We start from the raw sequence: 21,056 nt of genomic DNA, 5'->3' as shown, positions 1-21,056 counted from the left end.
AGTTTAACAGAGTACCTGTACATTAAATCGAGCAAAAAAGCAAGACAAGACGCGGGTTCAGGCAACTTTTAACAGTACCGGAGGAGGAGATCTGAGTCAGTGTTTATCTTTTTGTTGGATCGCTTTAAGAAGGTACGGATAGACATTGTCTGTGACGATTGCATATCCCTTGCCGGTCGGGTGGACACCGTCGGAGAGGTTGAGCCCCTCCTTGCCGGCGACCTTGTCCAGGAAGAACGGGACCAGGAGCACCTTGCGGTCCCTGGCCACGCGCCGGTACACGGCTGCGAATTTGCCGGTGTAGGCGGGACCGAGGTTCTTCAGCATCTTCATGCCGGCGAGGACGACGACCACCCCCCTGGACTGCAGGGTGGAGACGATTTTGTCGATGTTCTTGTGCAAAAGTTCCGGGTCCTGGCCGCGCAAGCCGTCGTTGGCGCCCGTCTCCAGGATGACGATGTCCGGGTTGAGCTTCATGATCCAATCAACTCGTGCGAGGGCGCCGGAGCTGGTCTCGCCGCTGATGCCGGCGTTGACGACGGTCCACTGGTAGCCTGCCTGCTGCAGTTTGCGCTGTAACCGGGCCGGGTAGGCTTCCGACTCGGGGACGCCATACCCTGCGGTCAGGCTGTCGCCGAAGGCCACGATGGTGCCGTGGCTGGCAGGCCTCGCGGTGCCGGCTGCCAAGGCAGGCCCGGCGCCGGTAACGGTGCAAAGCGCCAGGGTGAATATGGTGAAAAGGTTCCGCATGTTTTCTCCTTTGCTTCGGTGGGCCAGGTGGATCCCCCTGTCTTTACTCGTCCGCCTGCTCGCGCAGGAAGTTCACCGGCTTTTGCCGCAACAGGGGGAGGGTAACCCCCAGCCCGACCAACACGACGAGGATGGTGGTCACCCCCACCAGCAGCAGGCTGTCAGCAGGATAGGGGTGATACTCCATGTCGAGCCCCTTGCGGCAGATGAGCAGACTCGCCACCTGCGACATGAGCAGGGCGATCACTCCGCTTACCGCCCCGAGCACCAGGTTCTCGGCGGCGAAGACGGCCAGGACGAACCTGCGCCGGGCACCGAGAATGGTGAAGTAGACCGCTTCCTGGATCCTCGCGTAGCGCGTCGCGAACACGGAGCTTATCACGATCAGCACCCCCGCGACGATGCTGAACGAGGTGAAGAAACGCACGATGGTGGAAAGCTTCCCCATGATGCGGCCGAACACGACGACGGTCTCGGTAAGGTCGATGACGCTCACGTTGGGAAACCGGGCAACCACCTGGTTCTGCAGCGAACTGATCCGCTCCTTGTCGACGCGGACCGCGGCGAAGATGGTGTGCGGCGCGCCGGAGAGGGCATCCGGCTGGAAAACGAAGTAGAAAAACGGGGTGAACCCGCTGCTGGTCCGGGTGCGGATGCTGGCAATGCGGGCGGTCATCGGGACGCCCTGGATCTTGAAGGTGATGCTGTCGCCGACTTTCATGTCGTGCATCTTGAGCACGGTGTCCAGAACTGATACCTGCACGGTACTTCCCCACCGCTTGTTGAAGAGCGCCTCCCCGGAAACGATGCGCTCGTCGGGGAGAAGGTCATTCCTGTAGGTGAGGTTCATCTCCCGCCCCAGGTTGTCGCCGCGCGACTTCCGCTCCTGCTCGGGATCGATGGGGGTGTCGTTCACGGCGCTGACCGTTCCCTTGACGATGGGGTAGTAGGTGGTGCCGGGCCCCAGTAGCTGGGCAACACCCTCCTTCTGGTCCGGCTGAATGTCGATCAGGAACACGTTGGGAGCGCCAGCGGGAAAGGATTCGATGAAGGAGGCGTCGAGGTTCTTTTCCACGAGCGTGATGGAGAAGATCACGCCAAGCGCGGCCGAGAGGGTGACGATGATGGAAAGGGAAGCGTTATGCGGCCGGAACAACCCCTTGAGGGCCTGCCTGAAGGCGAGATTTTTGGGGGCGCTCCTTCTCAACAGCAGCAATACGAGGCTGGAGAGGAGGTAGGAGACCAGGATGAGCCCCACCAGGGCGAGCATGAAATACAGTCCCGTCTTCAGGTCGCGCAGCCGGACCAGCACCATGGAGAGGAAAAAGAGCGCGCCCAGCCCGGCGATGATCCAGGTGGAGCGGTTCCAAAGTCTTGCGGCTTCCTCCTTGCCGAAGATGGCGCGCGGCTTCACCTCCTTCAACCGGTACAAGGGGAGGGCGGTGAAGAGGAGCACCACCAGGAGGCCGATCACCATCCCTTCCCAGATGGCGCCGGATGAGATTCGCAGAGTGACCTGGGCGGGGATCAATCCGCTGAACAGGGCGGGGAGGAAGCGCTGCAGAAGAAAACTGCCGGTCAGGCCGGCCAGGGTGCCGATGGCGCCGAGTACCAGCGTGACAGCCAGGAAGTGGCCGATGATGAACCGGCTTTTCGCCCCCAGCGCTTTCAGCACCGCGATGGTCCGCTCCTGTTCCTTTAGCAGGGCAAAGAGGGTGCTCTGGATGCCGAAGCCGGAGAGGAGCAGGGTGAAGATGCCGCTCAGGTTCAGGAAGAACAGGAGGTTGTCGAAGAAGCGCTTGACCCTGGAGCCGGAGTTCTTGTAGGTGGCGACACGGACGCGGTTTTCGTCGGTCACTGCGGCAAGGCGCGCCGCGACCGTATCGAGCTCCCCCTGGTGCGCCAGTTTGAGCAGGGTCACGTGTTCCACGCGGCTCCCCAAGCCGATAAGCCCCAGCGCCTCCCGGTCCGCCGCTGCAACGAACACCCTGGGGCCGAGGGAGAAGAAGTTCACCGGACGGTCCGGCTCCTGCAGCACCACGTCGCGGATGACGAGGGTGGCGTTGCCGACCTTGAGCGGGTCGCCAAGTCGCAGGCGCAGGCGGTCCAGGAGCTGCTGCTCGACGACGAGGCCGCCGGGCTGCAGCACCTCGGCGAGCGTCCTTCCGGACCTGAGCACGACCCTGCCGTAAAAGGGATAACCCGGTTCAACCACCTTCAGGTTGCAGAGCAGGGAACCTTCACCCTTTACTTTCATGACTACCGAGTAAAAGTCCCAAAACCGCGTGCTTTTTGCCTGACCATTGCGCACCAGCGCATCGATCTCCTTCTCCACCGGTGGGGGGAGAGCGGCGTGGGACCTGACGATGATGTCACCGGCGTGGAGCGACTGGGCGTCTTGCAAAAGGGAGCGTTCCACGCTCTCCCGGAAGCTTCCCAGCGAGACCAGGGTGATCATGGAGAGGGCGACGCAGAGGATGAAAACGGCGCACTGCCGTTTCGCCCCCGTCATCTGCCGAGCGATGAAACGGAGGTTAACCATGCGCCGCGTCCGTTACCACCCGGCCGTCCTTGAGCGTCACCACGCGGTCCGCGCTCTGCGCAATCTCGGGGCTGTGCGTCACCATGAGCAGGGTGGTGCCGCGCTCGCGCTGTAATTCGAGGAGCAGCTGCAGTATCGCGGAGCCGTTGACGGAATCGAGGTTGCCGGTCGGTTCATCCGCGAAGATGATGCGCGGCTCGTTGATGAGGGCACGGCAGATGGCGCAGCGCTGCTTCTCCCCGCCGGAGAGCTGGTGCGGAAAGCTGTTCATCCGGTGCGCCAGGCCAACACGTTCCAAAAGCGCCCCGGCCTTGGCCCGGGCGGCGGGGTCCTGCCGCAGTTCTGCTGGAAAGGTCACGTTTTCGATGGTGGTGAGGGATGGAACCAGGTGGAAGGATTGGAACACGAAGCCGAAGGTGCTGTTGCGCAGCGGCGCGAGGTCATCCTCGGAAAGATCGGTGATGTCGCGGCCCTCGATGAAGATCCGCCCCCGGTCCGGGCGGTCCAGGCCGGAAAGGAGGGTGAGCAGGGTGGACTTGCCGCTGCCGCTTTCGCCTTTCACCACCAGGAACTCCCCCTCTGCGACGTCCAGGGAGACATGGTCGAGCACGGTGATGTCGCGGCTGCCAATACGGTAATACTTGGTAACGTCGAGCGCTTGCAGGATGGTCATCGGGGCAGGATCCATTCTTTTGGGGTGAACCGCCAAAACTTTACAGTTAGAAAAAATTTATTATACTCTCCGGCTCTGGGCGAATGATTATTCGCCCCTACAGAGCGGCTGGGCAGATGACTGCTCACCCCTACCGAACAGGTGGGCGAATGGTTATTCCCCCTTACAGAGCGGCTGGGCGAATGGTTATTCGGCCCAACAGAGCGGCTGGCGGATGACGGCTCGCCGGTACAGAATGACTCCAGGCGCATATTGAAATGGCCGCGCCGAGTCTCAAATCGTGGAGAGGGTGCCATGCGAAAGTCAGGATGTCGACTGAAAAAAAGAAATACTCGCTTCACAGAGTGCAGGACCACCAGCGTCGGGGCCGTCATGCCCGGCAACGGCAAGCTTATGTACTACTGCTGCCAGGAAGAAGCCGAATGCGGTTACGCGCTGCCTGTCGGCTATGACATCGTCTGCAGGCATCCCGACTGCGCGCTGTTCGCTGCAGAGGCCACACCGGACTTTTCTGCCGTCGACATTTAACCCCACAGAAAAAGGGCAGGTCCCGGGACCTGCCCTTGCAGGTGTTCATCCATTTTTTCCATCTCTCACCGCTCGGGCTCCTCGGGGTATGGTTCGAAGAAGCTCTTGGCGGCCTTGCACACGGGGCAGTGCCAGTCCGGCAGCAACTCCTCGAAGGAAATATCGGGGGGGACATCGTTCACCGGGTCCCCTTCATCGGGGTCATAGACGTACTGGCAAATGGTGCAGAACCATCGCTGCATGGGCAATCTCCCTTCGCGTCACGCGAGCTACCACTCGACCGAATCCGGCTCCCTTTTGATGAGCAGGATGCTGCAGGGCATGCGGCGCAGGATGGCGTCGTTGTCCCGGCCAAAGAGCATGTGCTCGATGCGCCCCTCCTCATGGGCCAGCAGCACCATGAGGTCGATCTTCTCGTCCTTGACCACCTGCATGATCTCGTCGACCGGCTTTCCTTCCTTGATGATGACCTTTATGGGGAGCCCGGCGCGAATCTCCTGGCCGATCATCTGGTCCAGCTCATCCTTTGCGCGATCCTTGATGCTGGCGTAGTTCTTTACATCGTCGGGGATCGCGCTCGGTGCGTTCAGCGCGCCTCCGGCCATGCTCATGGTTCCTTCGGGATTGGTGGCGATATGGAGCACCATGAGTTCGGAACCGTATCTCCTGGCTATGGAGACACCCGCCTGGACCGCATCCCGGCAGTACTCGCTCATCCTGTTGACCACGAGAACCCTTTTGTAATTTTCCATGGCCTTGCCTCCTGAGTAAACGTAGCTTTTGTGGTTCCCAGTTTCCCTGATACAGTTTCCGCCTCGATTCCGTGGCGTCCAGACCGTTAACGAATCCGACGGGGGGAGGCCCTAATGATTGACCACCCCAGTATATACGATTGCCTTCCTGCGGCAACTTGGTATAAATATTTCCAATCTGTTTACCGGACCCCATCAAAGCCCCGCCAGCACGCAATTCCAGACTGTTAACGGAGGTGACACATGCGCAACCTGATCAGGATCACCGTTGTCTTTTGCTTGACCGCACTGCTTTGCTCCTGCGCTTCGGTCTCTGTGGTGGATACCTGGCGCAACCCGACGCTACCCGCCAGCCGGCTGCACAAGGTCCTCGTGGTGAGTTTCGCCGCCAAGGCCGCCAGCCGGGCCGTGTACGAGAACATGCTGGTCAGCGAGTTGAACAAACACGGCGTCGAGGCGGTGGCGAGCTACTCGGTCCTGTCGCAGGCGACGCTGCCTGACTGGCACGCGCTGGATCGCGCGGTGCGCTCTGTCGGGGCGCAGGGGATTCTCGCCGTGCAGACCATCAAGCTGGAAAAACAGGCCACGGTTCAACCCGGCGCGGTCGGAACGCCGTATCCCGGCTACTGGTACCCGCCCGCCTTCCCTGACTGGGACTTCCCCGGTTACTACCGCTCCATGGCCCTTTACGGCCCGAGCTACGTGACCACCTACGACGTCGCCACCATGCAGGTGAACCTGTTCGACCTCGGCTCCGACAGGCTGCTCTGGGCCGGGACCATGCAGACGATGGAACCGGAAAACGTGACCAAGGTGGGCAAGGACCTGGCGTACAAGGTGGTCAAGTCCCTCAAGAAAGAAGGGCTGATCTAGGAGTCCTCATGGCGTGTCTGAACGCGGTGCCGCGCTCCTTCTACGACCGCGACACCGTTGATGTAGCACATGACCTCCTGGGAGCGTTCCTGGTCCACGACGTGGCCGGAGAGGTGAGGGTGGGGAAAATCGTCGAGGTCGAAGCATACCTCGGCGTGACCGATCTCGCGGCGCACTCTTCAAGGGGGCTCACGCCGCGCACCAGCGTCCTCTTCGGCCCACCCGGCTTCGCCTACGTTTACCTCATCTACGGAATCCATTTCTGCCTGAACGTCGTGACCGAGCGGGAAGGAAATGCCTGCGCGGTCCTGCTGCGGGCCCTGGAGCCGGTGCGCAACATCGGGACCCGGGCCTCCGGTCCGGGCCTGCTCTGCCGTGCCATGGGGATCGACCTGCGGCACAACCGGCACGACTTGGAAAGCAATGACCTCTTCATTGCCCCCCGCGACGAAGCACAACCGCGCCGGATCGTGGCCAGGCCGCGCATCGGCGTCGCCTACTCGGGCGTCTGGGCCACGAAGCCGCTCCGGTTTTACCTGGAGGGGAATCCATACGTCTCCAGGAAGTGAGAGTCGCGCCTGCTGTTCCCGCTCCGGAAAACCCACATCCAGATAGTTTCCCACCCCCCCCTAAAACATTAGTGCAAACACATCTTGCTTCGCTATACTCTTCTGCATTTGCCAAGGAGAGCCCGCCATGGACATGAAACAGGCCGAGCAGCTCTACCGTTTGATGTTCACCAACATGAGGGAGGCACTCGCCATCCTGCACCTTGACGTGCGTTACCCTGACGCTCACCCGCTGGTCATCGAGATGAACCCGGCGGCGGTGAAACTCTGCCGATGCAAATCCTTCAACTTCGACAACTGTCTCGTGACGGATTGCTTTCCCGGCTGGTTCGAAGCGGACCGGTTCAGGGACAGCTGCCACAGGCTTTCCGCTTTCGGGGGATCGCTGGAACTGGGTGAGGTCTCCAGGGATCACTCCTTTTACCGGATCCGCATCTTCGCCCTTACCGACAACCACATAGGCATGGTGATCAGCGACTGCACCCGGTATCGCGAGGAGGAGGCGGAAATCGCAGGTCTGACGTCGAGACTGGAAAAGGACGCCGCCGCGATGGACCGGCGTGTCGCCGAGCGTACCGCGCAACTGGAGGAGATCAACGAGGAACTTGATTCCTTCGCCTTCTCGGTCTCCCACGACCTCCGGGCCCCCATCCGCGCCATGCAGGCCTTCGCCGAGATACTGCTGGACGATGAACTGCAGACAGCTACGGAGCGCAACGCCTACCTTCTCCGCATCAAGACCGCCGCCCACGGGATGGACCGGCTCATCCAGGACCTGCTCGCCTACAGCCGGGTAAGCAGGCAGGAGATCACCCTTGAGCCGGTAAGCCTGGACCAGGTCGTTCGCGCCGCGGCCCAGCAACTGGAATTTGCAGCCGGTGGCAAGGCCTACCGCCTGGAGATCGCCAGCGACCTCCCGACCGTCATAGGCCATCCCACGGTGCTGGTCCAGGTGGTGCTCAACCTGATGACCAACGGCATCAAGTTCGTCCCCAACGGGGTGGTGCCCCTGCTGCAGATCTGGACCGACGAGGCCCATGAGTACTGCCGCCTCTACGTGCAGGACAACGGCATCGGCATACCGCCGCAGCACCAGGAGAGGATCTTCAAGATTTTCGAGCGTCTGCACAGCATGGAAAGCTATCCCGGCACCGGGGTGGGGCTCGCCATCGTGCGGAGAGCGGTGCAGCGCCTGGGCGGGCGGATCGGATTGGAATCGAAAGAAGGGGAGGGGAGCCGGTTCTGGATCGAACTCAGAAGGGCTGAATAGCGCCGGGGGAAGTCATGAGCTACGTGCACCATACCATCCTCGTGGTTGACAACGACACGGACCAGGCCCACTTCACCAAGCTCGCCCTGCAGCGCGTCGGCGTGATAACGCCGGTGCAGAGCGCGAGGGACGGCGAGGAGGCGATCGGCTACCTGAGCGGCAGGGGGAGCTACCAGGACCGGGACTGCTACCCGATGCCGGTCCTCATGCTGCTCGATCTGAAGCTGCCGCACATCTCAGGCGTGGGACTTTTGTCGTGGCTGCGGGAACAGCCGTCCTTGAGGCGCCTTCCGGTGGTCGTACTGACGACCCCGGTCCCGGCTGCGGACTTGAACCGGGCCTACGAGCTTGGCTGCAACTCCTTTCTGGTCAAGCCCAACTCCTTCAACGCGCTTCTCGTGATGATGCAGAACCTGGTGCAGTACTGGCTCGGGCTCAATATCGCTCCCGAACTCGCGGCCCAGCCGCCGGCCCAGGAGCAAAGCGGCAGCACCATTTAACCCATCCCGATCGCCCCCAGAGGACCACATGGGAGACGCGGCAACCACACTTCATGCAGTCCCATCCGATGCCGAAAGCCCGGCGACCGGCAAGAGCGTCAGCCGCGGGCACCTGGTGAACCGCCTGAACTACATCAATTTCCAGGACCAGACCATCCTGGTCTCCCTGAGACACCTGGCCTACGACGATTCCATCCTGCTTCGCGCACGCCCCCAGCCGTGCGAAGGGGAGCGTCTGGAGTGCCGGTGGGACGAGCCCGCGAGCATCAAGCAGATCCTGAAGACGTACCGTTTCGACTATCTCCTCATCGCCGACGGCAAGAAGTACCTGGTGGTGAACTCGGAGCTGCTATCCATGGACGACACGGGACTCTCCCTGCTGCTCCCTCCGGCCTGCCGCGAGTTCCAGGCCCGCAAGATCCGGCGCCATCCCGCAAGCCCAATTTCCGCGCAACTGCTGCAACACGGCGTGCTCTTCAACTGCACCCTGTTCGACTTCACTCCGGTAAGCCTAAGGGTAACGGGTATATGGGAGCGGCCGGAGGCCCTCAACTGGATCAATACCGAGGAACCGGTACACCTGAGGCTGTCGCGCGGGGACGACCTGATCTTCTCGGGCAGCTTCGAAATCATGTCGCTTTACCAGGGGAGGAAGGAGTGTTCCTTCGTCCTCAGGCAGCACCGGAACAACATCCGCCGCTTCAGGACCAAGACCTACCGGAACGAACGCCAGGAGCTGGTCCCGTCCCCCAACATCGTGTTCGACCACCCGCTGATCGGGAAGAGGGTGAACCTCAAGATGGCCGACATCTCAGGCACCGGTTTCGCCGTCGAGGAGAACGAGGAGGAATCGGTCCTGCTGCCGGGGATGATGATCCCCGGGGTCAAGATCAGTTTCGCGCAGGGGCTCACCCTCGACTGCACGGCCCAGGTGCTGTCGCGCAACGTGACGGGGGAGGAGGGGGAGAGGACCGTACGCTGCGGCTGCGCCGTCCTCGAGATGGAGATCCACGACCACGTGAAGCTCCTCTCCATCCTGCACCAGGCAGCCGACCGCAACGCCTACGTCAGCACCGGGGTCGACCTCGACGAGCTGTGGGATTTCTTCTTCCAGACCGGCTTCATCTATCCCGGCAAATATGCGCACTTTCAGGCCAACAAGGAACGCATCAAGGATACCTACGCGAGGCTCTACAACGAGAGCCCTCACATCGCCCGGCACTTCATCTACCTCGACCGCGGCGCCATACTCGGGCACATGGCCATGGTCCGCTTCTACCACGACTCCTGGCTCATCCATCACCATGCCGCCCGCAAGTCGGCGTCGGTCCGGGCGGGTCTTGCCGTGCTGGAGCAGGTAGGGCGCTACCTGAACGAACTGGAAACCTTCCCCTTCGCGCACCTGCGCTACGTCTTTTGCTACTACCGGCCAGACAACAAGTTCCCGGCCCGGGTTTTCGGCGGTTTCGCCCAGCGGCACGGCGACCAGGGGAGCTGCTCGCTCGACCTCTTCGCCTACTCCCACTATCGGGCCGAAGGGGAGGAGCCTCCGTGGCCGGAGTCGTGGGCCCTCGTTCCCGCCAGCGATTTCGACCTCACCGAGTTGGCGCGCTTTTACCGCCATCTATCCGGTGGCCTGATGACCGATGCATTCGATCTTCACCCCGGTGCCTCCGGGAACGGTGACCTGAATGAGCAGTACCGGGGGCTCGGCTTTCGCAAGGAGCTCTACCTCTACTCGCTGCGCAAGGCGGGCTCTCTAAAGGTGTTCTTCCTGGTGAACCGCACCGACGCCGGTTTCAACATGGCCGAGCTCACCAACTGCGTCACGGCTGTCGTCATCGACGAGGAGACCCCGCCGGAGATGTTCGAGCTCGCCTTGAAGCGGGTGAGCCGCCATTACGAAGGGGAGGGGATGCCTGTGCTCACCTTCCCTCAGGCATACGTGGAGAACAACGCACTGCCGCGCGAGAAAAACTACCTCCTGTGGACTCTGGACATGCATTACAGCGACCATTTCCTGCACTATTGCGACGCCCTTTTCAAGGGGCACGGCAAAGCCCACTGAAGACGCACCCGGAGCCTGAATGGAGCCATCCCCCCTACGCGACAAGCCGCTGTACAACAGCAGGATCATCAATTCCTTCATCCTGCTGATCAAGCACAAGTACAGCCACGTCGACATCAACGAACTGCTCGACTATGCGGGGATGAAGGACTACGAGGTGGCCGACCAGGCACACTGGTTCCGGCAGGAACAGGTGGACCGGTTCTACGAGAGGCTGCTGCAGATGACCGGCAACCCGAGGATCGCCAGGGAGGCGGGCCGCTATGCCGCTTCCCCCGACGTGCTCGGGGCGATGCGCCAGTACATCCTGGGGCTCGTCGACGCCTCCAGCACCTTCGACATCATCAGCAAGGCCACCGCCAACTTCACCAAAAGCACGACCTACCGCTCGCGACCGCTCGCCTCCAACATGGTCGAGATCACCGTCACCCCGGTCGAACCGGGGCTTGAGAAGCAGTACCAGTGCGAGAACCGCATCGGCTTCTTCGAGGCCATCGTCCTCATGTTCAACCACAAGATCACGGACCTGCAGTACTTCCCCGAGATCAGGCGCCTTCCTACCATTCAGCAGCCCGAATGCGTCTTCCGGGGTGACCCCGTCTGCCGCTACATAGTGACCTGGGAAAAAAGCGCCTTCACCTACCTCAAGAAGGCGCGCAACCTGATGATACCGGTGCTGGCCGCCGGCAACCTGGCCCTGCTGGCCGCAACGCAGGGGGCGCACGCCGCGACGGCCCTGCTCACATCGCTGTGCCTTGTCCTGCTGGTCTCGCTCGCCGCGGAGATGAGCGAGAAGAGGGCCGTCAAGGAGGGGCTTAGCAGCACCAATCAATCCATCGAGAACCTCCTGGAACAGATCGATCTCAACTACAACAACGCCATGCTGACCCACGAGATCGGACAGCGGCTGGGCAATTTCACCCGCCTCGAGGAGATGCTCATGGACGTGGCCGACATCATGCAGCGCAGGCTCGAGTACGACCGCGGCGCGATCTTTCTTTTGAACGAAAAAGAGGGGCGGCTGCAACTGCGGGCGAGCTACGGCTATGGCGCCGGAGAGCTCGCCTGCCTGAACGGCCTCGAGCTGCCGCTGGACCACCATGCAGAGGGCAAGGACGTCTACATCGCCTGCCTCACGGAGCAAAGGCCCTTTCTCATCAACGACCTGGAACGGGAGCAGGAGACGCTCGGCCAAAGGACTCTCGCCTGCGCCCTCAAAAACGGCACCAGGGCTTTCATATGCTGCCCCATCGTTTCGGACGGAGTCTCCCTCGGCGTGCTGGCGGCGGAGAACGTGAAGACCAAGCGTCCACTGGTGGAACGCGACGTGAGCCTCCTCATGGGTACGGCCTCCATCATCGGCATAAGCTACCGGAACTGCGAACTGATCGGCGCGCTGGAACAGGCCAAGGAGGAACTGGAGCAAAGGGTGGCAGAGCGGACCGCCGACCTGGAACAGAGCAGGCGCAAGATCGAACTGCAGCACGACGAGCTGACGCGGACGCTGTTCGAGCTGGAGGACGAGACGGCGCAGAGGCTGCGGGCGCTTGAAGAGTTGGGGGAGAAGGAGCGCATGCTGCTGCAGCAAAGCCGCCTTGCGGCCCTGGGGGAGATGATCAGCAATATCGCGCACCAGTGGCGCCAGCCGCTCAACGAGCTCGGGCTCATCGTGCAGGAGCTGCCCATCATGTTCGATCGCGGCGAGTTCACCCGCGCGTACCTCGGCGAGAGCGTGGCCCGGTTCATGAAGGTGTTGAGCCACACATCGAGGACCATCGACGACTTCAGGAACTTCTTCAAGCCCGACAAGGAAGCGGTCCCGTTCCGCGTGGCGGAGGTGGTCGGCAAGACGCTCTCCCTGGTCCAGGAGAGTTTCCGCCACCTGCAGATCGCGGTGGAACTAAAGACATGCGGCGACCCGCGCATCACCGGCCACCCCAACGAGTTCTCCCAGGCCATCCTCAACATCCTCTTCAACGCGAGGGATGCGTTCCTGGACCGGAAGATCGACAAGCGCCAGATCACGGTCACCGTGGTCGAGGAGCAGGGGCGCTCGGTGGTGACGGTGCGGGATAACGCCGGGGGAATTCCCGAGGCGATACTGGACAAGATCTTCGATCCCTACTTCACCACCCGGGGGCCGGACCGGGGAACGGGGATCGGGCTGTACATGTCCAAGGTAATCATCGAGAAGAACATCCCGGGAAGGCTGTCGGCGCGCAACGTGGAGGAGGGTGCCGAGTTCAGGATCGAGGTCCCGGGATCGTAGTATCCGCGAAGGCCCCCCGATTGACAAGACGGTGGAGCAGGCTAGAATAAGCGACTGTTAATGTGCCAAACCCCACGCTTTAACCCTGGCACGCAGCAGGCAGGCCGAGCAGACGCAGAAACGCTTGAACGCTCGGCCTTTTTTCGGCCTTCGGCTCACCTGCCGGCGGCGCGGAGTAGCCCATGGCACCATCCTACATCCTGCTGATCGAAGACAACCCCGACGACCTTTTCCTCGCCAGCCGCATTATCGGCAAGGCGTGCGAGGACCAGCTCCTTACCGCGCGCGACGGCGAAGAGGCCGACGAGCTGCTAAAGCGCATGGAGCGGGAAGACACCTATCGCCAGATCAAGCTGGTGCTTCTGGACCTGAAACTCCCCAAGATAAGCGGCCTCGACCTGTTGCGGGGGATCCGGGAGAGTGCCAGGCTGCACGAACTCGCCGTGGCCATACTCACCTCCTCGGACAACGAAACGGACCAGCAGAAGTGCTGGGAGCTCGGCGTCGTGGATTACATCTACAAGCCGATGACGGTGGACCGGCTGAAGTCGATCCTGGCGCGCCGCGAGGGGGCTCCATGAAAGAGGAGGCTCCGGAGGACGCAAAAGTCAGCATGCTGTACGTCGAGGACGAGGCGGACGCCCGCCTGATGGTGACCAGGATGCTGGCGATGAACTACCCGAACCTCACGCTCTACAGCGCCGACAACGGGCTGGACGCACTGCAACTGTACCGGGAGCACACCCCGGAGATCGTCATGACCGACATCAACATGCCGGTCATGGACGGCATCCGGATGTCCCGAGAGATGAAAGCCCTCAACCCCGAAGTCCTCATCATCGCTGTCACCGCCCACAGCGACACATCCTACCTTTTGAGCGCTATCGAGATCGGCGTGCATCACTACGTCCTCAAACCACTCAACTACCAGGAACTCTTCAGCGTGCTCGACAAGGTACTCGAGCAAATAGCCTTGAAACAGCTGGTCAGCGCACAGCACAGACGCCTGGCCCAGAGCGAGCGCCAGCTCACCGCGGCACAGCGCATCGCGCACCTCGGGAGCTGGCAGTGGGACCTCGATGCCGAAAACATGGACTGGTCCGACGAGATGTACCGCATCTGCGGCCTCGAGCCGGGCTCCATCCCGGCAACCTACCAGGCTTTCCTGGAACGGTTCCACCCCGAGGATCGCAACGAGGTGTCGGACTCACTGCAAGGCGCGCGGGAGCCGCATCGTCAACCGGGGCACAAGTTCGTCCGGGTACTGCGGCCGGAAGGGGCGCAGCGCATCGTGCGACTCGACGTGGAATGGGCACGGGAGCCTGACGGGGTGGCCGGCGTTATCGGCACCTGCCACGACGTCACCGAGCTTAAGCAGGCCGAACAGCAGGTCCGCTCGCTCACGGAGGATCTCGAGCGGCGCGTGCTGCAGCGGACCTCACTGCTGCAGGCAACGGTGAGTGAGCTGGAGAATTTCAGCTATTTCGTCTCCCACGATCTCAGGGCCCCCGTGGCGCGTCTGGAGGGCTTTTATACCGCCCTTTTGGAGGACTGTAGCGCGTGCGGACATGCAAATTGCCGCCAGTACGCCGAGCGCTCGGCCAATGTGGTGCAGCAGATCAAGCAGATCATGGACGCTTTCAACAGCCTCACTCACCTTGCGCGCTGCGCCCTGACCATAAAGGTGACCGACCTGAGCGCGCAGGCGCACGAGATCGCCCGGCGTCTGACGGCAGACGCGCCCGACCGGAAGGTCGACTTCGTCATCGCCGAAGGGGCGAGGGTAAAGGGGGACCCGGAACTGCTGGGCAAGGCGCTGGGGCATCTCTTCGACAACGCCTGGAAATTCACCTCGAAGAATGAGCGGGGACGCATCGAGTTCGGCTGGACCGACCAGGAAGGAGTGCGCACCTACTTCGTTCGCGACAACGGGGTGGGGTTCAACATGAAGTACGCTGAGAAGCTCTTCCAGCCGTTTCAGACCATCCACGCGCCGGGGGAGTTCGACTGGTCAGGGACCGGGATAGGGCTCGCTGTCGCGCACAGCATCGTGCTCAGGCACGGGGGACGCTTGTGGGCCGAGGGGGCGGTGGGGCAGGGGGCGACCTTCTACTTCACCCTGGAGCCCAACCCCGAGTCGGGGTCCTACCTCAAGGAGGCGTGAACGCTTGCGAGGCGTCATGACACGAAAAACAGGGGCAATACAGGCAGCCGACAAAGAGGACGCCATGGCCCATCTGGCGGCCATCGTCGATTCGTCCAACGACGCCATCCTCAGCAAGACTCCCGACGGGACCATCACCAGCTGGAATCAGGCTGCCGAGAGCCTCTACGGCTACAGCGCCGAGGAAACCGTGGGGCGCAACATCAGGATGCTGGTGCCGCAGGAGCGCCTCGAAGAGCTGGAACAGATCACGCAACAAGTGCTGAATGGAGACAAAATCAGGAACCTTGAGACCGTGCGCCTGGCGAAGGGGGGGCGCGAGGTCCAGGTCTCCCTCACCCTTTCGCCCATCCTCGACCCGCACGGGGTCCTCACCGGCATATCGGTCATCGCACGTGAAAACGCACAACAGGTCCAGAAGGAGCGGCTGCTGCGCGAGAGCCAGCGCTACTACCGGGCCCTGGTCGAGATGGCGCCAGACCCGGTCCTTGTGCACCGGGACGGCGTCTTCCTCTATGCCAACTGCGCGGCCCTCGGCATATACGGCGCGCAGAACCTGTCCCTGTTGCAGGGGCGCACCTTCCTGGATATGGTCCACCCGGACGATCGGGAGGCGATGCGCAAGAGCATCGACGCGGTCATGGCGGGAGGTGAACCGTCGACGGTGGAGTTCAGGCTGCTGCGTCTGGACGGGGATGAACTCTTCATCGAAAGCTCCTCGACCAGGATCGATTACCAGGGCGTTCCCGCCATCCAGGTCATCGCCCGCGACATCTCCCAGCGCAAGGCATCCGAGGCCGAACGGGAGAACATGCAGAACCAGCTCGCCTTCCAGCAGGCACGGTTCGAGGCGGTGGTCGAACAGCTTCCTGTAGGTGTGCTGATCGCAGAGGCACCCTCGGGCAAGGTGGTCTACCAAAACGAATTGACCCGGGTTATTTTCCGTGAAGCGGATGACTATGTGGCCGGCACCGACGAGTCCCCCCGCTGGAAAATCTGCACCCTGGACGGGAAGCCGTTGCCCCTTGAGCGATACCCGCTGACCCGTGCCATCCGGCAAGGCGAGACCGTATTCGGCGAGGAGTACCAGATAGAACGCGGCGACGGTACCCGCGGTTTCATCAACGTCAACGCGACCCCTCTGCGCGACATATCCGGCGCGATCATATCCGGACTCATCACCTTCAACGACATCACCGAGAGCAGGGGCGCCGCCAGGGCGCTACGTGAGAGCGAGGAGCGTCTAAAGCTTGCGCTGGACGCCGCGGAGATGGGCTCCTGCGACATGGATGTTGCCAGCGGGAACGGTGTGTGGTCGCGGCGCCATTACCTGGTGCTGGGGTATCCCGCGCCGCAGGAGCAGAACGGGCCGGCTACGATTTCCATGTGGCTCGAGAGGATCCATACCGCCGACAGGGACCTTGTGCTGGCAGAACTCGACCGCGCCCGCAAGCAACGCGACCTGTTCTGCTCCGAGCACCGCATCGTCAGGGCTGACGACCAAGAGCTGGTCTGGGTGAACGTGCTTGGCCGTTTCTGGTGCGACGACGCGTCCTGCCGTTTCATCGGAGTCATCTTCGACGTGACCGGGCGCAAGGCGATCGAGGAGGAACTGCGCCGGTCGGTACAGCGCTTCCGTAACCTGGCGGACTCCATGCCGCAGATCGTCTGGACGGCGAACCCGGACGGCAGGCTCGACTATCTCAACGCCCACTTTGAGAACTACACCGGCGTGGAGCGCGGGATACTGGCCCAGATCATGGGCGATCCGGACCTGCTGATCAGCGACTGCATCCACCCGGAGGACCGGCAGCGGACAGCACTTGCATGGCGGCACTCCATCGACACAGGCGAAACCTATCAGATCGAGCAACGCATCACATGCCGCGATGATGGCTACCGCTGGCACCTGAGCCGGGCGCTTCCCCAGCGTGACGAGGAGGGGAGGGTGGTCAAGTGGTACGGCACGGCCACAGACATCAACGACCTGCGCGAAACCCAGGAAAAACTGCGGGCCAGCGAGACCAGGTTCCGCTGGCTGTACGAGTCGAGCCTGGTGGCGATCTTTTTCTGGAACCGGGACGGCTTCATCACCGACGCCAACGACGCCTACTGCGAACTGGTCGGTTACAGCGTGGAGGAGTGCCGCGGTGGCACTTTGACACTGGCCGAGGTCACCCCCCCCGAGGAATACGCCAAGGACCGGGCGGCGATGGACGAAACCATCACCCGCGGCATCAGCAGGACCTACGAGAAGGTCTTCATCAAGCAGGATACCAAGGAAAGGGTCGCGGCCCTGACGGCCATCGCCCGGATGGCGGAATCGGCCGCGGAGGGGATCGGTTTCGCGGTAGATCTCACCGACCTGAAACGGACGGAGCAGGCGCTCAAGCAGAGCGAAACACGACTCAAACTCGCCATCGAGGCCACCGGCCTGGGCATCTTCGACGTCGACCTGCAGAGCGGCAAAGGTGACTGGTCCCCCATAGCCAAGCAGCATTACGGTCTGGGCGCCGAGTCACCCGTAGACCTCGCAGGTGTGCTGCAGGCGGTGCACCCGGAGGACCGCGACCGGCTGGAGCAGATCGTGAAGGATGCCCGCAGCACCGACGGCGCCGGGCTCTACAGCGCCGAGTACCGCGTGATCAGGCCCGACGGCAAGGTACACTGGCTGAGCATGCGCGCCCGGGTCTCCTACGACGAGTACGGGGCCCCCGCGAGGCTGATCGGCGCCTGCCTTAACATCACCGATGCCGTGTTGGCGCAAGAGGCTCTCAGGGAGGAGATGACCGAACGGGTCCGGGCCGTTGAAGAGTTGCGCCGCCAGGAGCAGCTTTTGATCCGGCAGGGACGGCTGGCGGCGATGGGCGAGATGATCGGCAACATCGCGCACCAATGGCGTCAGCCGCTGAATACGTTAGGCCTCATCGTCCAGGAGCTGCCCAGTTACTATGAGCAGGGGCTGTTCACCAAGCAGTACCTGGAAAGCAGCGTCGACCGTGCCATGCAGGTCATCAACTACATGTCCCAGACCATCGACGGCTTCCGCAACTTCTTCGGGCCGGAAAAGAACAAGCAGAAATTCCTGGCGGGAGCCATTCTCGAGCAGACCCTCGCCATCCTGCAAGCCGCTTTCGCCGCCGCCCGGATTGAATTCGACGTGCAAGCCGACCCTGAAGCGGAGATCTTCGGCTCCCCGAACGAGTACTCGCAGGTACTGGTCAACATCCTGATGAACGCGAAGGACGCCCTCTTGGAACGAAAGGTGGATAACCCCAGGATCGTGATACGGCTGAAACGCGAAGGGGGGAGGACGCTCCTCTGGATAGAGGACAACGCGGGAGGTATCCCCGCCGACATCATCGAGAAGGTGTTCGACCCGTACTTCACAACCAAGGGCCCCGACAAGGGTACCGGCATCGGGCTGTTCATGTCCAAGACCATCGTGGAAAAGAACATGAAGGGGTCACTCTCCGTGTGCAACACCGGACACGGCGCCCGCTTCCGCATCGAGGTGTGACAGATGGAACAGCCCCGCCAGCGTTTCAAGGACGCCTCACTGCTCCTCGTTGAGGATGAGATCGAGGCGCGCGACATGCTCGCAAGGATGCTCGCTCTCAACTATCCGGAGGCCAGGATCTACACGGCGGACGACGGGAGGTCCGGCCTCGAGCTGTACCGCCTGTACCAGCCTGATGTGATCATCACCGACATCAACATGCCCCAGATGAACGGCATCGCCATGGCCCGGGAGATAAAGCAGATCGATCCCGACGCCACCATCGTGGCGGTAACCGCCCACAGCGAGACATCATACCTCATAAACGCCGTCGAAGTCGGTATGGACCACTACATCTTGAAGCCGGTGAACTATCCGGAGCTTTTCCGGGTGCTGGATCGGGTGGGGGAAAAGCTCACCCTGAGACGGCTGGTGGCGCAGCAGGTGGCGGCGCTGCGCGCCTCCGAACGGCGCTTCTCCACCATCTTTCATGCCACTCCAGACCTTTTGAGCATCGCGAGCCTCGCCGACGGGAGGCTGGTCGAGGTGAACGAAGCGTTTCTCCGGGTGCTCGGGTTCGACCGTGAAGAGGTGATCGGCCGCAGCGGCGAGGAACTTGGGTTGTGGCTCGACGAGGGCCAGCCCGGGGCGCTCCTTTTCGAACTGTCCGAGAAGGGAACCGTGCGCGACCTCGAGGTGCGTTTCCGGGCGAAGTCGGGCCAGGAACTGGAGGGACTGGTATCGGCGGACTGCATCGAAATAGAGGGGAGCCCCTTCCTGCTCACCCTGTTCAAGGACATCAGCGAGCGAAAGCGGCTGGAACAGGTGATACGGCACCAGGCGCAGCACGACCCCCTGACCGATCTCCCCAACCGCAAGCTCTTCATGGATTTCCTCGCGCTTGAGCTTGCGCAGGCACGCCGCAACCGTAAGCACCTGGCCGTCCTCTTCCTGGACCTGGACCATTTCAAGCAGATCAACGACACGCTCGGCCACGCGGCGGGCGACCAGCTGCTGCAGTCGGTGGCGCAGCGGCTTAAAAAATGCGTACGCGAGTCAGATACGGTGGCGCGCATAGGAGGCGACGAGTTCAACGTCCTCATGCCTGACCTGGCTCAGGCGGACGATGTCGGGACGGTGGTGAACAAGATAGTGGGTGTATTCCAGGCGCCGTTTCGTCTGGAGGGAGTCGAGGTGAAGGTGGGAACGAGCGTCGGGATCAGCATGTTCCCCGCCGACGGCGAGAGCTGCGAGGAACTGCTGCAAAAGGCGGACGGCGCCATGTACGCCGTCAAGCAGAACCGGGGGAACAGCTACCAGTTCTACAACAGCGAGATCAACGCGCGCACCGTGAACCGTCAGAACCTGGAAAGGCAGCTGCGCGAGGCGGTTTCCAAAGGGGAGTTGCAACTGCTCTACCAGCCGGCCCTCAGTCTGGGTAACGGGCGCATCATCGCGGCAGAGGCCCTGTTGCGCTGGCACCATCCGGAGCGGGGGCTCCTGCTGCCGGAGCAATTCATCGGGGTCGCAGAGGAAACCGGCGTCATCGTGCCGATCGGGGAATGGGTCATACACCACGCCTGCGCACAGATGAAACTGTGGCAGGACGGAGGGTTCGACCTCTCACTGGCGGTCAATCTCTCCAACAGGGAATTTCACCAGCCCCATTTCCTCGAACAGACACTGACCGCGCTCTCGGAAACCGGCATGAAAGCGGGGACCCTGCAAATGGAGATCCCCGAGCGCGCCATCATGGAAAACGGCGCCTCGTCGCGGCAGAACATGCTCCGGCTCACCGAAGCGGGGGTCGCTTTCTGCGTCGACGACTTCGGCGTCGGCTCCTCGTCCCTGCAGCGGATCCGGCAGCTTCCCATCGCCAAGCTCAAGATCGACCGCAGCTTCATCAGGAACCTGGAAAACCCGGACAACCTCGACGTCGTGACCGCCATGATCTGCATGTCGCACAGCCTGAAGCTGACCGTGAACGCGGTGGGGGTGGAAAGGCCCGAGCAGCTGGAGCTTATGCAGAACTACGGCTGCGACGAGGTGCAGGGGGACCTCATCGGCAGGCCGCTGCCAGCGGCCGAGTTCGAGGGGATGCTGGCCCGTCGGAGCGCCCGGTGACGACGCCGGGCTAGCGGCTAGCGGCCGAAAGCCTTCAGGAAGCCTGGCAGCAGCAACGGGTTGTCGCACCGGATCGCACCGCCGAGGAAATCCATGATTCCCGGCCGGTACCCGTCGTACCAGATCCTTTTGAACATCCCGGCGCCGGTGCTGCACTCGCAGTCGGCGGGCTCCGGTGTCGTCCCCATGACCACGCGGTAACCGTCGGGACCGACCACGATGGTCACGGTTTCCTTTTCCAGGTTGAAAAGAAAGATTGTCTCAGCAGCAAAGACTCCCTTGCAAAATGCAGCTTCCATTTCAGATATCATGGCTTCGATCACGGCTAACTCCTTGTGTGACAGCTAATTTCCTAAAGCAACTCATCCAGGCAACAGTCTTTCCAGCTGAAGTTGGCATAGCGTAAACTCGTTTTTTACCGCCGATGGTTGTGCAATTTTAGCAGGAGGATAATATTGACCGGCCCGTGGCATGT

Annotated in this window: 17 protein-coding genes; 11 read left to right on the top strand and 6 right to left on the bottom strand. The window is 62.1% G+C overall.

What is annotated here, in order from left to right; translation table 11 throughout:
* Nucleotides 1-96: 96 nt before the first annotated feature.
* Genes KP001_RS05660 through KP001_RS05650 form a run of 3 tightly spaced genes read right to left on the bottom strand, consistent with a single transcriptional unit; the run spans nucleotide 97 to nucleotide 3,965 of the window.
* Nucleotides 97-750 (bottom strand): arylesterase, encoded by a 654-nt coding sequence (locus tag KP001_RS05660; RefSeq protein WP_217288582.1) that lies wholly within the window; start codon nucleotides 748-750, stop codon nucleotides 97-99.
* A 43-nt stretch (nucleotides 751-793) separates the two neighbouring features.
* Entirely contained in the window at nucleotides 794-3,292 is a 2,499-nt protein-coding gene (locus tag KP001_RS05655) for an ABC transporter permease (RefSeq protein WP_217288581.1), read from the bottom strand.
* Nucleotides 3,285-3,965: an ABC transporter ATP-binding protein gene (locus KP001_RS05650; protein ID WP_217288580.1), complete on the bottom strand. Its 681-nt coding sequence runs from the start codon at nucleotides 3,963-3,965 to the stop codon at nucleotides 3,285-3,287. The genes KP001_RS05655 and KP001_RS05650 overlap by 8 nt, the downstream gene beginning before the upstream one ends.
* Nucleotides 3,966-4,337: 372 nt before the next feature.
* Here KP001_RS05650 and KP001_RS05645 point away from each other — a divergent pair, with 372 nt between their 5' ends.
* The gene (locus KP001_RS05645; protein WP_239027904.1) at nucleotides 4,338-4,493 is read left to right on the top strand and encodes a hypothetical protein; all 156 of its coding nucleotides are present in this window, start codon (nucleotides 4,338-4,340) and stop codon (nucleotides 4,491-4,493) included.
* Nucleotides 4,494-4,558: 65 nt separating this feature from the next.
* On the opposite strand, the gene KP001_RS05640 is transcribed toward KP001_RS05645, so the two are convergent.
* Together KP001_RS05640 and KP001_RS05635 are read right to left on the bottom strand one after the other, a co-directional pair.
* A complete protein-coding gene (locus KP001_RS05640; protein ID WP_217288578.1) occupies nucleotides 4,559-4,735 on the bottom strand; it encodes a rubredoxin in 177 nt (58 codons plus the stop codon).
* 27 nt (nucleotides 4,736-4,762) lie between these two features.
* Nucleotides 4,763-5,245: a universal stress protein gene (locus KP001_RS05635; RefSeq protein ID WP_217288577.1), complete on the bottom strand. Its 483-nt coding sequence runs from the start codon at nucleotides 5,243-5,245 to the stop codon at nucleotides 4,763-4,765.
* 243 nt (nucleotides 5,246-5,488) lie between these two features.
* Here KP001_RS05635 and KP001_RS05630 point away from each other — a divergent pair, with 243 nt between their 5' ends.
* From KP001_RS05630 to KP001_RS05585, 10 genes are all read left to right on the top strand, one after another.
* Complete coding sequence (locus KP001_RS05630) at nucleotides 5,489-6,118, top strand: DUF4136 domain-containing protein (protein WP_217288576.1); 630 nt, start codon at nucleotides 5,489-5,491, stop codon at nucleotides 6,116-6,118.
* An 8-nt stretch (nucleotides 6,119-6,126) separates the two neighbouring features.
* Nucleotides 6,127-6,687 (top strand): DNA-3-methyladenine glycosylase, encoded by a 561-nt coding sequence (locus KP001_RS05625; protein ID WP_217288575.1) that lies wholly within the window; start codon nucleotides 6,127-6,129, stop codon nucleotides 6,685-6,687.
* Between the two features lie 127 nt (nucleotides 6,688-6,814).
* Nucleotides 6,815-7,957 carry a sensor histidine kinase gene (locus KP001_RS05620; RefSeq protein WP_217288574.1) on the top strand — a complete coding sequence of 381 codons (1,143 nt, stop codon included), beginning with the start codon at nucleotides 6,815-6,817 and terminating at the stop codon, nucleotides 7,955-7,957.
* A gap of 14 nt (nucleotides 7,958-7,971) precedes the next feature.
* Complete coding sequence (locus KP001_RS05615) at nucleotides 7,972-8,457, top strand: response regulator (protein WP_217288573.1); 486 nt, start codon at nucleotides 7,972-7,974, stop codon at nucleotides 8,455-8,457.
* Nucleotides 8,458-8,485: 28 nt separating this feature from the next.
* The gene (locus KP001_RS05610; protein WP_217288572.1) at nucleotides 8,486-10,525 is read left to right on the top strand and encodes a pilus assembly protein PilZ; all 2,040 of its coding nucleotides are present in this window, start codon (nucleotides 8,486-8,488) and stop codon (nucleotides 10,523-10,525) included.
* A gap of 19 nt (nucleotides 10,526-10,544) precedes the next feature.
* Nucleotides 10,545-12,794, top strand: coding sequence for a GAF domain-containing sensor histidine kinase (locus KP001_RS05605; protein ID WP_217288571.1), 2,250 nt, complete (start codon nucleotides 10,545-10,547; stop codon nucleotides 12,792-12,794).
* Between the two features lie 182 nt (nucleotides 12,795-12,976).
* Nucleotides 12,977-13,375: a response regulator gene (locus KP001_RS05600; protein ID WP_217288570.1), complete on the top strand. Its 399-nt coding sequence runs from the start codon at nucleotides 12,977-12,979 to the stop codon at nucleotides 13,373-13,375.
* On the top strand, nucleotides 13,372-14,958 hold the full coding sequence (locus tag KP001_RS05595) for a sensor histidine kinase (RefSeq protein WP_217288569.1): 1,587 nt from the start codon (nucleotides 13,372-13,374) through the stop codon (nucleotides 14,956-14,958). Before KP001_RS05600 ends, KP001_RS05595 begins: the two co-directional genes overlap by 4 nt.
* 16 nt (nucleotides 14,959-14,974) lie before the next feature.
* On the top strand, nucleotides 14,975-18,478 hold the full coding sequence (locus tag KP001_RS05590) for a PAS domain-containing sensor histidine kinase (protein WP_217288568.1): 3,504 nt from the start codon (nucleotides 14,975-14,977) through the stop codon (nucleotides 18,476-18,478).
* Between the two features lie 3 nt (nucleotides 18,479-18,481).
* The gene (locus KP001_RS05585) at nucleotides 18,482-20,581 is read left to right on the top strand and encodes a putative bifunctional diguanylate cyclase/phosphodiesterase (protein ID WP_217288567.1); all 2,100 of its coding nucleotides are present in this window, start codon (nucleotides 18,482-18,484) and stop codon (nucleotides 20,579-20,581) included.
* A gap of 17 nt (nucleotides 20,582-20,598) precedes the next feature.
* Here the strand turns inward: KP001_RS05585 and KP001_RS05580 are convergent, their stop codons facing one another.
* The gene (locus KP001_RS05580; RefSeq protein ID WP_239027903.1) at nucleotides 20,599-20,904 is read right to left on the bottom strand and encodes a hypothetical protein; all 306 of its coding nucleotides are present in this window, start codon (nucleotides 20,902-20,904) and stop codon (nucleotides 20,599-20,601) included.
* Nucleotides 20,905-21,056 lie beyond the last annotated feature (152 nt).

The organism is Geomonas subterranea (assembly GCF_019063845.1).
Classification (GTDB): domain Bacteria; phylum Desulfobacterota; class Desulfuromonadia; order Geobacterales; family Geobacteraceae; genus Geomonas; species Geomonas subterranea.
Note: the sequence above shows the minus strand (reverse complement) of the source record. Positions and strands in the feature narration are given on the sequence as shown.

Coding starts and splice junctions, on each gene's coding strand:
- KP001_RS05595 (WP_217288569.1), top strand. CDS start 13,372: ATGAAAGAGGAGGCTCCGGAGGACGCAAAAGTCAGCATGCTGTACGTC.
- KP001_RS05645 (WP_239027904.1), top strand. CDS start 4,338: ATGCCCGGCAACGGCAAGCTTATGTACTACTGCTGCCAGGAAGAAGCC.
- KP001_RS05590 (WP_217288568.1), top strand. CDS start 14,975: ATGACACGAAAAACAGGGGCAATACAGGCAGCCGACAAAGAGGACGCC.
- KP001_RS05585 (WP_217288567.1), top strand. CDS start 18,482: ATGGAACAGCCCCGCCAGCGTTTCAAGGACGCCTCACTGCTCCTCGTT.
- KP001_RS05650 (WP_217288580.1), bottom strand. CDS start 3,965: ATGACCATCCTGCAAGCGCTCGACGTTACCAAGTATTACCGTATTGGC.
- KP001_RS05605 (WP_217288571.1), top strand. CDS start 10,545: ATGGAGCCATCCCCCCTACGCGACAAGCCGCTGTACAACAGCAGGATC.
- KP001_RS05620 (WP_217288574.1), top strand. CDS start 6,815: ATGGACATGAAACAGGCCGAGCAGCTCTACCGTTTGATGTTCACCAAC.
- KP001_RS05635 (WP_217288577.1), bottom strand. CDS start 5,245: ATGGAAAATTACAAAAGGGTTCTCGTGGTCAACAGGATGAGCGAGTAC.
- KP001_RS05640 (WP_217288578.1), bottom strand. CDS start 4,735: ATGCAGCGATGGTTCTGCACCATTTGCCAGTACGTCTATGACCCCGAT.
- KP001_RS05615 (WP_217288573.1), top strand. CDS start 7,972: ATGAGCTACGTGCACCATACCATCCTCGTGGTTGACAACGACACGGAC.
- KP001_RS05610 (WP_217288572.1), top strand. CDS start 8,486: ATGGGAGACGCGGCAACCACACTTCATGCAGTCCCATCCGATGCCGAA.
- KP001_RS05625 (WP_217288575.1), top strand. CDS start 6,127: ATGGCGTGTCTGAACGCGGTGCCGCGCTCCTTCTACGACCGCGACACC.
- KP001_RS05600 (WP_217288570.1), top strand. CDS start 12,977: ATGGCACCATCCTACATCCTGCTGATCGAAGACAACCCCGACGACCTT.
- KP001_RS05630 (WP_217288576.1), top strand. CDS start 5,489: ATGCGCAACCTGATCAGGATCACCGTTGTCTTTTGCTTGACCGCACTG.
- KP001_RS05660 (WP_217288582.1), bottom strand. CDS start 750: ATGCGGAACCTTTTCACCATATTCACCCTGGCGCTTTGCACCGTTACC.
- KP001_RS05655 (WP_217288581.1), bottom strand. CDS start 3,292: ATGGTTAACCTCCGTTTCATCGCTCGGCAGATGACGGGGGCGAAACGG.